Source organism: Burkholderia sp. Bp9004, assembly GCF_003858025.1.
GTDB lineage: Bacteria > Pseudomonadota > Gammaproteobacteria > Burkholderiales > Burkholderiaceae > Burkholderia > Burkholderia diffusa.
The window spans coordinates 95,903-108,162 of the sequence record NZ_QTQD01000016.1; the positions used below are offsets into that span (position 1 = coordinate 95,903).

Below are 12,260 nucleotides of genomic sequence, written 5' to 3' on the forward strand. Positions count from 1 at the left end.
GCGCACATTCATTCGCTTGAGCGTTATTCTGTCGAACGGCTGTCGCCAGAACAGCTTTCAAACCGATAACGTTGGAGCGAGTCCCCCATGAAAACATCCCGTCGGAGTTTCCTGATTACGAGCATTGGTGCCGTGTCCGCGCTGGCGCTTTCGCGTGAAGCGCTGGCCGATGCGCCGATGCTGTCGGAAACCGATCCGGCCGCGGTGGCGCTCGGCTACAAGGCCGATGCCACGAAGGTCGACAAGGCGAAGTATCCGAAATACGCGGCGGGCCAGGATTGCGCGGCCTGCATGCTGTACCAGGGCAAGAAGGGTTCGGCTTCGGGCCCGTGCGGCGCCTTCCCCGGCAAGCAGGTGTCGGCGAAGGGCTGGTGCAGCGCATTCACGAAGATGGGCTGACGTCCGTGGCGGCATCGTGCGATGCCGCAATGTGGCGAAAACCGCAAAACGCCCGCCGTCGAAAGATGGCGGGCGTTTTTATTGCTTGAAAACGGTTCCGTCGCTTTCTACACTCGCTGCAAACCAGCGCGCCGCGGCACATTGCTCCGCGTCGCCCGACACGGCGAATTCACGAGGATGAGGCACGCATGGCGACGATTGCGAATTCAACGAAAACGATCCGGCCCGAGCGTGCGCTGAACCGGCGCGCGGTCGTGGCGGCCGTGATCGGCAACGCGCTCGAGTGGTACGACTTCACGGTGTTCGGCTTCATGACGGTCGTGATCGCCGAGCTGTTCTTCCCGACCTCCAGCGAATACTCGTCGCTGCTGCTGACCACCGCGACGTTCGGCGTCGCGTTCTTCATGCGCCCGATCGGCGGCATCGTGTTCGGCCTGTACGCCGACCGCGCGGGCCGCAAGGCCGCGCTGTCGCTCGTGATCCTGCTGATGACGGGCGGCATCTTCCTGCTCGCGATCGCACCGCCCTATGCGGCGATCGGCATCGGCGGCCCGCTCCTGATCGTGCTTGGCCGCCTGCTGCAGGGTTTCTCGGCAGGCGGCGAATTCGGCAGCGCGACCGCGCTCTTGATCGAAGCCGCGCCATTCTCGAAGCGCGGTTTCTACGGCAGCTGGCAGATGGCGAGCCAGGCGGCCGCGCTGCTGATCGGCGCGCTCGTCGGCGCGGCCGTCACGCGCGGGCTGTCGCCCGATGCGCTGCGCAACTGGGGCTGGCGCGTGCCGTTCATCCTCGGGCTCGTGATCGGCCCGATCGGCTTCTACATCCGCCGCCATCTCGCGGATTCCGAAGCCTTCCTGCATGCGCAGCAAAGCGCACGCCGCGCGACGCTCGGCGAAGTGTTCACGCGCCACCCGCGCGAGGTGCTGTGCGGGCTCGGCTCGGTGATCGCGCTGACGGTGACGATCTACGTGCTGATCAGCTATCTGCCGACCTTCGCGGTGAAGCAGCTGAAGCTGCCGTACGCGGAATCGTTCTATGCGGTGATCGTCGGCAACCTGCTGTTGATGGTGCTGTCGCCGGTCGCGGGCGCGTGGTCCGATCGCATCGGCCGCAAGGGGCTGTCGCTGTGGTCGCTCGTGCTGACGCTCGCGCTGATGTATCCGTTGTTCGCGTGGCTCGACGCGGCCCCGAGCATCGGGCGGCTGATCGCGGTGCAGGCCGTGCTGTCGGTGACGCTCGCCGGCTACTACGGGCCGTTCGGCGCGATGATCGCCGAGCTGTTCCCGGCCAACGTGCGCTCGACGGGGCTGTCGATCGCGTACAACGTCGCGGTGATGCTGTTCGGCGGTTTCGGGCAGTTCATCGTCACGTGGCTGATCAAGGCGACGGGTTCGCCGCTGGCGCCGACCTACTATGTGATGGCCGGGCTCGCGCTGTCGATCGTCGCGGTCGCGTTCGTGCCCGCGCGCAGCGCGGATCTCGACGCGCCGGCCTGACGGCTGCACTGCAGCGCGATCATCGTTTCGAAATCCGCAACGATGCGGACCTCGGCCCCGAAATCGGTGCAACGATCGTTCGCGTCCGCGAACGAATTGTTTAGTTGTCGAAGGAAACACGCGCGGGATGAACGAATTCGTCGCCCGTGCGCGCGGACGCACTTTTCGCGTGCGCGAGACATCCGCAAAAACCCGCGTGAATGCGTCTAGAAGAGTTTTTTCTCCAGCTTGTTGCAAAATCGCTAGCTCAAGTAATATCCGCGTACCCGGCCCCTGGGGGGACCGGTTCCGATCTGGAGACCTGGAGGAAACATGGAATACAACCGTCTGTTGCACACCCTGCGTGTTACCGCCATTGCAGGCGTGGCAGCGGCATCGCTCGGCGTCGCGGGTTCTGCATTCGCACAGATCCCGAACAAAACGCTCGTCTACTGCTCAGAAGGCAGCCCGGCGGGTTTCGATTCCGCGCAATTCACGACCGGCGTCGATTTCACCGCCGCCACATTCACCGTCTACAACCGCCTCGTCGAATTCGAGCGCGGCGGCACCAAGGTCGAGCCGGGCCTCGCCGAGAAGTGGGACGTATCGTCCGACGGCAAGGTGTACACCTTCCACCTGCGCCATGGCGTGAAGTTCCACACGACCGACTTCTTCAAGCCGACGCGTGAATTCAACGCGGACGACGTCGTGTTCTCGTTCGAACGCATGCTCGATCCGAACCAGGCGTTCCGCAAGGCCTACCCGGTGTCGTTCCCGTACTTCACCGACATGGGCCTCGACAAGCTGATCACGAAGGTCGAGAAGGTCGATCCGTACACCGTAAAGTTCACGCTGGCCGAGCCGAACGCGCCGTTCATCCAGAACATGGCGATGGAATTCGCGTCGATCCTGTCGGCCGAATACGGCGATCAGCTGATGAAGGCAGGCAAGGCCGCCGACATCAACCAGAAGCCGGTCGGCACGGGCCCGTTCATCTTCCGCAGCTACACGAAGGACGCGACGATCCGTTTCGACGGCAATCCTGATTACTGGAAGAAGGGCGCGGTGAAGATCTCGAAGCTGATCTTCTCGATCACGCCGGACCCGGGCGTGCGCGTGCAGAAGATCAAGCGCAACGAATGCCAGGTGATGAGCTATCCGCGTCCGGCCGACATCGCGACGCTGAAGGCCGACTCGGGCATCGACATGCCGTCGCAGCCGGGCTTCAACCTCGGCTACCTGGCGTACAACGTCGAGCACAAGCCGGTCGACAAGCTCGAAGTGCGTCAGGCACTCGACATGGCGATCAACAAGAAGGCGATCCTCGAGTCCGTGTACCAGGGCGCTGGCCAGGCCGCGACCGCGCCGATGCCGCCGACCCAATGGTCGTACGACAAGAACCTGAAGATGGCGCCGAACGACACCGCGAAGGCGAAGGCGCTGCTCGCGAAGGCAGGCTATCCGAACGGTTTCGAGATCACGCTGTGGGCGATGCCGGTGCAGCGCGCGTACAACCCGAATGCCCGCCTGATGGCCGAGATGATCCAGGCCGACTGGGCAAAGATCGGCGTGAAGGCGAAGATCGTCACGTACGAGTGGGGCGAGTACATCAAGCGCGCACACACGGGCGAGCAGGACACGATGCTGATCGGCTGGACGGGCGACAACGGCGACCCCGACAACTGGCTCGGCACGCTGCTCGGCTGCGAGGCGATCAAGGGCAACAACTTCTCGCACTGGTGCTACAAGCCGTTCGACGAGCTGGTCCAGAAGGGCCGCACGACGACGGGCCAGGATGCGCGCACGAAGATCTACACGCAGGCCCAGCAGATCTTCGCGCAGCAGCTGCCGTTCTCGCCGATCGCGAACTCGACGGTCTACCAGCCGGTACGCAAGAACGTGGTCGACATGCGCATCGAGCCGCTCGGCTACGCACGCTTCGACGGTGTCGGCGTGAAGTAATACGACCGGCGTAAGCTGTCCCCGAAGACCGAGACCGGTAATTCATCCGGCGGCGGGAGGCCAAAAGCTTCCCGTCGCCGGTCGCACATTTCCCACAAGAAAATACGAGACGCATCATGTTCACATTCGTGTTGCGCCGCGTGGGGATGGTGATCCCGACCTTCATCGGCATCACCATCCTGGCGTTTGCGCTGATTCACCTGATACCGGGCGACCCCATCGAAGTGATGATGGGCGAGCGCGGCGTCGATCCCGCGATGCATGCGGAGGCGATGAAACGCCTCGGGCTCGACCAGCCGCTGCCCCTGCAGTACATCCACTACATCGGCCGGGCGCTGCATGGCGACCTCGGCACGTCGATCATCACCAACACCAGCGTCGCGGGCGAATTCTTCGCGCGCTTCCCGGCGACCGTCGAGCTGTCGCTGTGCGCACTCGTGTTCGCGCTCGCGGTCGGGCTGCCGGCCGGCGTGATTGCCGCGCTGCGGCGCGGCTCCGTCGTCGACCACGGCGTGATGGGCACCGCGCTCACCGGCTACTCGATGCCGATCTTCTGGTGGGGGCTGATCCTCATCATGGTGTTTTCGTCGTACCTCGGCTGGACGCCCGTGTCGGGGCGCATCGCCGTCGAATACGACTTCCCGCATCCGACGGGCTTCATGCTGATCGATGCGCTGCTCGCGCCGGATGAAGGCTCGTTCAAGTCGGCGGTCAGCCACCTGATCCTGCCCGCGATCGTGCTCGGCACGATCCCGCTTGCGGTGATCGCGCGGATGACGCGCTCGTCGATGCTCGAAGTGCTGCGCGAGGACTACATCCGCACCGCACGCGCGAAGGGGCTGTCGCCCGCGCGCGTGGTCGTCGTGCATGCGCTGCGCAATGCGCTGATCCCGGTCGTCACCGTGATCGGCCTGCAGATCGGCACGCTGCTCGCGGGCGCCGTGCTGACCGAGACGCTCTTCTCGTGGCCCGGTGTCGGCAAGTGGCTGATCGATGCGATCGGCCGCCGCGACTATCCGGTCGTCCAGGGCGGCATCCTGCTGATCGCGACGCTCGTGATCGTCGTGAACCTGGTCGTCGACCTGCTGTACGGCGTGCTGAATCCGCGCATCCGCCACACGAGGTAATTCCATGAGCAATCTGCAAAACACCCTGCCGAGCGAATCCGCGCCGGCCGGCGGCCGTGCGCTCGCGCTGCGCGAGTTCTGGGCCAACTTCTCGCGCAACCGCGGCGCCGTCGGCGCCGGCATCGTCGTGCTCGTGCTGATCCTGGTCGCGCTCCTTGCGCCGCTGATCGCCCCGCACAGCCCGGTCGAGCAATACCGCGACTACGTGAAGATCCCGCCCGCATGGCTCGCGGGCGGCAACTGGCAGTTCATCCTCGGCACCGACGAAGCGGGCCGCGACATTCTTTCGCGCCTGATGTTCGGCGCGCGCATGTCGTTCTGGATCGGCTTCGTGTCGGTCGTGCTCGCGCTGATCCCCGGCATCGTGCTCGGGCTCGTCGCCGCGTTCTTCCAGAAGTGGGCCGACACGCCCGTGATGCGCATCATGGACGTGCTGCTCGCGCTGCCGTCCCTGCTGCTCGCGGTCGCGGTCGTCGCGATCATCGGCCCGGGCCTCACCAACACGATGTTCGCGATCGCGATCGTCGCGCTGCCGGCCTATGTGCGTCTCACGCGCGCGTCGGCGCTCGGCGAGTTGCAGAAGGAGTACGTGACGGCGTCGCGCGTGGCCGGTGCCGGCACGCTGCGCCTGATGTTCTCGCAGGTGCTGCCGAACTGCACGGCGCCGCTGATCGTGCAGGCGACGCTCGGCTTCTCGTCGGCCATTCTCGACGCGGCCGCGCTCGGCTTCCTCGGCCTCGGCGTGCAACCGCCGACCGCCGAGTGGGGCGCGATGCTGGCCTCCGCGCGCGACTACATCGACAACGCATGGTGGATCGTGACGATGCCGGGCCTGTCGATCCTGATTTCGGTGCTCGCGATCAACCTGCTCGGCGACGGGCTGCGCGACGCGCTCGATCCCAAACTGAAACGGATGGCGTGAACATGAGCCAAGATCTTCTGACCATCCGCAATCTCGCGGTGAACTTCAACGGCCTGCCCGCCGTCGACCGGATCAACCTGTCGATCGCGCCGGGCGAGGTGGTGGGCGTCGTCGGCGAATCGGGCTCGGGCAAGAGCGTGACGATGATGGCGCTGATGGGCCTGATCGACGCGCCGGGCAAGGTGACGGCGGATGAAGTCACGTTCAACGGCGTGGACCTGCTGAAGGCGTCGCCGAAGGCGCGCCGCAAGATCGTCGGCAAGGACATCGCGATGGTGTTCCAGGACGCGCTGTCGAGCCTGAATCCGAGCTACACGGTCGGCTACCAGATCAAGGAAGTGCTGAAGCTGCACGAGGGCCTGCGCGGCGACGCGCTGCATCGGCGCGCGCTCGAACTGCTCGACCAGGTCGGCATTCCCGATGCGAAGAACCGCATCACGGCGTTCCCGCACCAGATGTCGGGCGGGATGAACCAGCGCGTGATGATCGCGATGGCGGTGGCGTGCAACCCGAAGCTGCTGATCGCCGACGAGCCGACCACCGCGCTCGACGTGACGATCCAGGCGCAGATCATGGACCTGCTCGTGAAGCTGCAGAAGGAGCGCGGGATGGCGCTCGTGCTGATCTCGCACGATCTGGCCGTGGTGTCGGAGGTCGCGCAGCGCGTCGCGGTGATGTATGCGGGCGAGGTCATCGAGACCAACCGCGTGCCGGACATCTTCCGTGCGCCGCATCATCCGTACACCGAAGCGCTGCTCGCGGCGATTCCCGAGCACAATCAGGGGGCGCGTCGCCTTGCCGCATTGCCGGGCATGGTGCCGGGCCGCGATGATCGCCCGTCCGGGTGCCTGTTCGCGCCGCGCTGCAAATACGTCGTCGACGACTGCCGCAAGGCGCGGCCGGCGCTCGACACATTGGTGCCGGCCAACGACGCGATGCGTGCGCGCTGCATCAAGCCACTTAATGTTTCCAACCTCGACCTGACGGGAGGCGCACGATGAATGCAGTCCACGAAACGCGTGCGCCGCACGATGACGACGTCGTGCTGGTCGCCGACCAGCTCGCGAAACACTACACGGTGAAGCGCGGCATGTTCGGCCAGGGCACGGTGAAGGCGCTGAACGGCGTGTCGTTTTCGCTCAAGCGCGGCAAGACGCTCGCCGTCGTCGGCGAATCCGGTTGCGGGAAGTCGACGCTCGCGCGGCAGCTGACAATGATCGAGACGCCGACGTCCGGCCATCTGTCGATCGACGGCAAGGACGTCGCGGGCGCCGACCGCCACCGGGTCGCCGAGCTGCGCCGCCGCGTGCAGATGGTGTTCCAGAACCCGTTCGCATCGCTGAACCCGCGCAAGACCGTCGAGCAGACGCTTTCCGAGCCGCTCGAGATCAACGCGAACCTGACGGCCGCCGAGCGCGCGTCGCGCATCGCGCAGATCATGCGCACGGTCGGCCTGCGGCCCGAGCACGCGAAGCGCTATCCGCACATGTTCTCGGGCGGCCAGCGCCAGCGGGTCGCGATCGCGCGCGCGATGATCCTCGATCCGCGGATCGTCGTCGCCGACGAGCCGGTGTCCGCGCTCGACGTGTCGATCCAGGCGCAGATCCTGAACCTGTTCATGGATCTGCAGGAGCAGTTCAAGACGAGCTACGTGTTCATCTCGCACAACCTGTCGGTGGTCGAGCACGTCGCCGACGACGTGATGGTGATGTACTTCGGCAGCGTCGCCGAGCTCGGCGACAAGGCGACGATCTACGCGCGGCCGCGCCATCCGTACACGCGCGCGCTGATGTCGGCGACGCCGGCGATCTTCGAGGAAGACCGCCGTGTGCAGATCAAGCTGCAGGGCGAGCTGCCGTCGCCGCTCAATCCGCCGTCGGGCTGCGCGTTCCACCAGCGCTGCCCGTACGCGGTCGAGCGCTGCCGCGTCGAGGAGCCGCAACTGCGCGAAGTGGACGGCCGGCGTGTAGCCTGCCATCGGGCCGAGGAGGTAGGGGAGGCGAATGCCTGAAGCGTTGGCGGCGCGCGCGTCCGGCGTGCGCCGTGCGGGGGCAAGCAGCGCGCGCGTGATGCGCGCGTACCGCTACGCGCGGCGCTGGAGCGTGCGTACCGTCACGGGCGCGGCGCTGGCCGGCGCGTGCGTGGCGGCCAGCGTTGCTGTTCCCGTCGAATCCGCGCGCGCCGAAGGGCGCGCGCCGGCCACTTCACCGATCCATCCGTCGCAAGTCCCGCCGCCCGGCATGAGCCTGCCGGGCTTCCACGCGCCCGCCGTGTCGGACGGCACGGTGTCGCGCGGCACCGTGCGCGTGCAGCCCGCGCGCATGCCGTTCTACGTTGCGACCAGGGGCAGGGTCACGCTGTACGTGCTCGGCACGCTGCATACGGGCGACCCGTCCGACTATCCGCCCGCGCAGCCGTTCCGGCCGCGCATCCTCGGGGCGCTCGCGGCGTCGCCGACGCTCGCGCTCGAACTGTCGCCGGACGATCTGCTCGAATCGCAGGACGACGTGTCGAAGTACGGCGTGTGCCGCTACCCGTGCCTGCAGCGCCTGTTGCCCGATCCGCTGTGGCAGCGCCTCGCGGGGCGCCTGCGCGGCAATCCGGCGGCGCTTGCCGAGATCCGCAAGATGCGGCCGTGGCTCGCGGCGCTCGTCGTCGAAACCTACGACTCGCTGTCGGCCGGCCTGCAGACCGAGTACGGCACCGAGGCGCAACTGCAGAACGTGTTCCTGAAGAAGAAGGGCGGCCGCGTGATCGGGCTCGAGACGCTCGCCGAGCAGATGCGTGCGTTCACCGGGCTGACGCTCGCCGAGCAGCGCGAGATGCTCGCGCAGGACATGGTGCAGACGCCGGCGCAGAACGCCGACGACATCAAGGCGCTGCACCGGCTGTGGCAAATTGGCGACGCCGATGCGATCTCGGCGTGGGCGGTCGCGAAGAGCGAGCGGCTGGCCCGTTCGAAGGCGCTGTCGGCGTCGATCGACAACAAGATCCTGTACGAACGCAACCGGCGCTTCGTTGCACGGATGACGGCAATCGCCGCGCCGAACCGGCCGGTATTCGTCGCCATCGGCGCGCTGCATCTGGGCGGCCCGCGCGGGGTGCTCGAATTGTTGCGCCAGCAAGGGTATCAGGTCGACGCGAACTGATCGCGCCGGGCGCCGTGCACCGATCCTCCCCTGCTTGATCGACGACACGCACGCGCTGCGAGGTGCCGGCGGGTGCCCGTGCCGCCGCTCGATTCGATAAGGAAAACCCTTGAATCCTCAGAAAATAGCGTTTAAAACGATTGACATCCGGTTCTGCCGATCTCTATTCTTCATCCCACAAGTTGAAAAAATGAAAAGAATAGAAAAAGTTCTACGGGGTAGCAGAAAACAATGCGCGGGGTTAGCGTAGCCGGCACGTGATGTCGTGCCGGCCGCGTAGTGTCTGCATGCACGGCGGGGCCAAACATCGTCGGTACAACAAATGCATGCGACAGACTTGCGGATAAGCGACGTTCCGTCGTCCGACCGGGGGAAGCAGCAATCGGGTGGCGGCGGACGTTTTTTTATTCCGGAGCATTTTTCCGGTCACCGTCGAAAGACGGTTTCGGGGGGCGAATCGACAGACGGCGAAGTCCGCGGCGATTGCGCCAACAGAAAAGCGCCACGAGGGCGCTTTTTTCTTTGGTGCGGCGGTTTTTCATCTGGCGGCAGCGCGGCTTGCGCGCCGGTCAGGCGCCTTCGTCGGCCTCCAGCGCGCCCGGGGCGACGACATCGATACCGGCCGCTTCGAGCGCCGCGCGGATCCGCTTCGCGAACGCGAGCGCATGCGGGCCGTCGCCGTGCAGGCAGACGGTCTGCGCATTGAGCGGCACCCACTCGCCGCTCACCGACTGCACCTGCCGATCGCGCACCATGTCGAGCGTGCGCGCGAGCACCGCTTCCTCGTCATCGATCAGCGCGCCGGGCTGACTGCGCGGCACGAGCGAGCCGTCCGCGCGGTAGCCGCGATCGGCGAACACTTCCTCCACCGCGGCGAGCCCCGCATGCCGCGCGGCCGCGACGAACACGCTGTTCGCCAGCCCGAACACGGCAAGCGACGGATCGAAGTCGTGGATCGCGGAGACCACCGCGTCGGCGATCATCGGGTCGCGCGCGGCCTGGTTGTACAGCGCGCCGTGCGGCTTCACGTGCGCGATGCGGCCGCCCTCGGCCTGTGCGATCGCCGACAGCGCGCCGAGCTGGTACAGCACGCCGGCGTAGATGTCGCCGGCCGGCAGTTGCATCTCCTTGCGGCCGAAATTCTCCGGGTCGTGAAAGCTCGGGTGCGCGCCGATCGACACGCCTTTCTGCACGGCCCAGCGCACGCAGTCGCGCATCGCATTGGCGCCGCCTGCATGCCAGCCGCACGCGATGTTCGCCGACGTGACGAGGTCGAGCAGCGCCTCGTCCGATCCGCATCCTTCGCCGAGATCGGCATTCAGATCGATTTCCATGATGTTCCTCGTCCACTGATGGCGTGGCGCGTCCTTCGTCCTGCTTCCGCCATTGTCACGCCGCGCGCGATTGAACGCGGCGGCGGGTTTCCTCGCGCATCTCGATCGCGACGTCGATCTGCCGGAGATAGGCGCGTTCCGCGGTCAGGGCGGCGCGCGCGGCGTCGGGTGTCGTGCGCACGAAGCGGATCGGCAGGTTGAGCCGCGCCTGCGCGAGTTTCCAGAGATCCGCGCGGATCACCGTGCCGATCTTCGGATAGCCGCCGGTGGTCTGCGCGTCGTGCATCAGCACGATCGGCTGGCCGTTCGGCGGCACCTGGATCGTGCCGGGCAGCACCGCATGCGACAGCAGCTCGACCGGCCGCTCGCGCACCAGCTCGGCGCCGGCGAGACGATAGCCCATCCGGTTGCTGTTCGCGGTGACGAGCCATTCCTCGTCCCAGAACGCCTGCTGCGAATCGGCCGCGAACGACGCGTAGTCGGGGCCCGGCAGCACGCGCACGGGCATCGCCCACGGCGCATGCGCGGGCCGGTGGCGGCGCGGCGGTTCGTCGACGCGCACGAACGCGCACCACGCAGGCGCCTTCACGCCGAATTCGGGCGCATCGGCTGCGAGGCAGCCGGCGCCGGCCGGCGGCACACCGACCGGAAGCCGATCGCCATCGCGCAGCGCGCGGCCGCCGAGGCCGCCGAAGCGCGATGCGAGATCGGTGCTGCGCGAGCCGAGCATCGGCAGCACGTCGATGCCGCCCGCGATGCACAGGTAGCCGCGCATCCCGCGTTTCGCGGCCGGCAGCACGAGCGTCTGCCCGGCGTCGACCGGCAGGCTCCACCACGAATACACGGGCTTGCCGTCGAGCGTCGCGCCGAATTCGGTGCCGGTGATCGCGATGCGCGTCGCGCGCGTGAAGCGGAACGCGGCCGGGCCGATCGTGATTTCGACGGCCGCCGCGTCGGGGCGATTGCCGACCAGCCGGTTGCCGACTTCGAGCGCGAGGCCGTCGAGCGCGCCGCCCTGCGCAACGCCGAGATGGCGCATGCCGCGGCGGCCGAGATCCTGCACGGTCGACAGCGGGCCGGCGCGGACCACCTCGATCGTGCCCGGTGCGGTGTTCTGGCTCATGTCGGGTCGACTCCGGCAATGGTGAAGCGCACGCGGTCGCCGGGCAGCAGCAGCGTCGGCTGCGGCCGCACCGGGTCGAACAGCACGTGCGACGTGCGGCCGATCAGCTGCCAGCCGCCGGGCGACGTGGCCGGGTAGATGCCCGTCTGCGCACCGCCGATGCCGACCGAGCCGGCCGGCACTTCCAGGCGCGGCGCCGCGCGGCGCGGCGTGTGCAGCGACGCATCGAGGCCGCCGAGATAGGCGAAGCCCGGCTGGAAGCCGACGAAGAACACGACGTATTCGCCGGCTGCGTGTCGCGCGACGACTTCGTCGGCCGGCAGCCCGGTATGCGCGGCGACGGCCGCCAGGTCGGGGCCGGCCGCACCGCCGTATTCGACCGGGATCTCGATCTCGCGGCCGTCCGCATGCTCGACGCCGGCGGTTTCCCATGCGTCGCGCAGCGCGGGCGTGAGCGACTCGGCCGTCGCGGCGAGCGCGTCGAACACGATCGTCAGGTTGTTCATGCCCGGCACGACGTCGATCACGTCGGGCCATGCGCGCGCGATCTCGGCGACGGCCCAGACGCGGCGCTGGCAATCGAGCGTGGCGGGCGGCGGCACCTCGCAGACGAGGGCGGCATCGCCGAGCGGATAAATGCGGGGTTGCGTCATCGGACTGGCACGGTTCGGACGGCAATGTTAGCGCACATTGTCAATAACATATCGATAACTTACCAATAAGCGTTTTCGCCTAGCCCGTATACCCGGGCTTCTGACGTACACTCGGC

The 12,260-nt window shown here is 67.0% G+C and carries 11 protein-coding genes; 8 read left to right on the forward strand and 3 right to left on the reverse strand.

All coding sequences use genetic code 11. The annotated features are described in order from the left end of the window. The first annotated feature begins 87 nt into the window (after window positions 1-87). The 8 genes from DIE08_RS18820 (at window position 88) to DIE08_RS18855 (ending at window position 9,034) form a co-directional block, all read left to right on the forward strand. On the forward strand, window positions 88-399 hold the full coding sequence (locus DIE08_RS18820) for a high-potential iron-sulfur protein (protein ID WP_059508331.1): 312 nt from the start codon (window positions 88-90) through the stop codon (window positions 397-399). 188 nt (window positions 400-587) lie between these two features. Next, a complete protein-coding gene (locus tag DIE08_RS18825) occupies window positions 588-1,895 on the forward strand; it encodes an MFS transporter (RefSeq protein WP_124902942.1) in 1,308 nt (435 codons plus the stop codon). Window positions 1,896-2,207: 312 nt separating this feature from the next. Continuing rightward, window positions 2,208-3,836, forward strand: coding sequence for an ABC transporter substrate-binding protein (locus DIE08_RS18830; RefSeq protein ID WP_124902944.1), 1,629 nt, complete (start codon window positions 2,208-2,210; stop codon window positions 3,834-3,836). 116 nt (window positions 3,837-3,952) lie between these two features. Next, complete coding sequence (locus tag DIE08_RS18835) at window positions 3,953-4,963, forward strand: ABC transporter permease subunit (RefSeq protein ID WP_063550640.1); 1,011 nt, start codon at window positions 3,953-3,955, stop codon at window positions 4,961-4,963. Window positions 4,964-4,967: 4 nt separating this feature from the next. Beyond that, window positions 4,968-5,885, forward strand: a complete 918-nt coding sequence (locus DIE08_RS18840; protein WP_059607393.1) for an ABC transporter permease subunit — start codon at window positions 4,968-4,970, stop codon at window positions 5,883-5,885. A 2-nt stretch (window positions 5,886-5,887) separates the two neighbouring features. Continuing rightward, entirely contained in the window at window positions 5,888-6,886 is a 999-nt protein-coding gene (locus DIE08_RS18845; RefSeq protein WP_059607392.1) for an ABC transporter ATP-binding protein, read from the forward strand. Next, window positions 6,883-7,896, forward strand: a complete 1,014-nt coding sequence (locus DIE08_RS18850) for a peptide ABC transporter ATP-binding protein (RefSeq protein WP_124626963.1) — start codon at window positions 6,883-6,885, stop codon at window positions 7,894-7,896. Before DIE08_RS18845 ends, DIE08_RS18850 begins: the two co-directional genes overlap by 4 nt. After that, window positions 7,889-9,034 carry a TraB/GumN family protein gene (locus tag DIE08_RS18855; protein WP_124902946.1) on the forward strand — a complete coding sequence of 382 codons (1,146 nt, stop codon included), beginning with the start codon at window positions 7,889-7,891 and terminating at the stop codon, window positions 9,032-9,034. Before DIE08_RS18850 ends, DIE08_RS18855 begins: the two co-directional genes overlap by 8 nt. Before the next feature lie 569 nt (window positions 9,035-9,603). Here DIE08_RS18855 and pxpA read toward each other — a convergent pair. Genes pxpA through pxpB form a run of 3 tightly spaced genes read right to left on the reverse strand, consistent with a single transcriptional unit; the run spans window position 9,604 to window position 12,144 of the window. Continuing rightward, on the reverse strand, window positions 9,604-10,368 hold the full coding sequence (gene pxpA / locus DIE08_RS18860) for a 5-oxoprolinase subunit PxpA (RefSeq protein WP_124626961.1): 765 nt from the start codon (window positions 10,366-10,368) through the stop codon (window positions 9,604-9,606). 55 nt (window positions 10,369-10,423) lie between these two features. After that, a complete protein-coding gene (locus tag DIE08_RS18865) occupies window positions 10,424-11,491 on the reverse strand; it encodes a biotin-dependent carboxyltransferase family protein (protein WP_059607386.1) in 1,068 nt (355 codons plus the stop codon). Next, window positions 11,488-12,144 (reverse strand): 5-oxoprolinase subunit PxpB, encoded by a 657-nt coding sequence (pxpB, locus tag DIE08_RS18870; RefSeq protein WP_124902948.1) that lies wholly within the window; start codon window positions 12,142-12,144, stop codon window positions 11,488-11,490. Before pxpB ends, DIE08_RS18865 begins: the two co-directional genes overlap by 4 nt. Window positions 12,145-12,260: the final 116 nt, after the last annotated feature.

Excerpts from the sequence above, each read along its gene's own strand:
- DIE08_RS18825 (WP_124902942.1), top strand. The coding sequence starts at position 588 with ATGGCGACGATTGCGAATTCAACGAAAACGATCCGGCCCGAGCGTGCG.
- pxpB (WP_124902948.1), bottom strand. The coding sequence starts at position 12,144 with ATGACGCAACCCCGCATTTATCCGCTCGGCGATGCCGCCCTCGTCTGC.
- DIE08_RS18855 (WP_124902946.1), top strand. The coding sequence starts at position 7,889 with ATGCCTGAAGCGTTGGCGGCGCGCGCGTCCGGCGTGCGCCGTGCGGGG.
- DIE08_RS18845 (WP_059607392.1), top strand. The coding sequence starts at position 5,888 with ATGAGCCAAGATCTTCTGACCATCCGCAATCTCGCGGTGAACTTCAAC.
- pxpA (WP_124626961.1), bottom strand. The coding sequence starts at position 10,368 with ATGGAAATCGATCTGAATGCCGATCTCGGCGAAGGATGCGGATCGGAC.
- DIE08_RS18830 (WP_124902944.1), top strand. The coding sequence starts at position 2,208 with ATGGAATACAACCGTCTGTTGCACACCCTGCGTGTTACCGCCATTGCA.
- DIE08_RS18865 (WP_059607386.1), bottom strand. The coding sequence starts at position 11,491 with ATGAGCCAGAACACCGCACCGGGCACGATCGAGGTGGTCCGCGCCGGC.
- DIE08_RS18820 (WP_059508331.1), top strand. The coding sequence starts at position 88 with ATGAAAACATCCCGTCGGAGTTTCCTGATTACGAGCATTGGTGCCGTG.
- DIE08_RS18840 (WP_059607393.1), top strand. The coding sequence starts at position 4,968 with ATGAGCAATCTGCAAAACACCCTGCCGAGCGAATCCGCGCCGGCCGGC.
- DIE08_RS18850 (WP_124626963.1), top strand. The coding sequence starts at position 6,883 with ATGAATGCAGTCCACGAAACGCGTGCGCCGCACGATGACGACGTCGTG.
- DIE08_RS18835 (WP_063550640.1), top strand. The coding sequence starts at position 3,953 with ATGTTCACATTCGTGTTGCGCCGCGTGGGGATGGTGATCCCGACCTTC.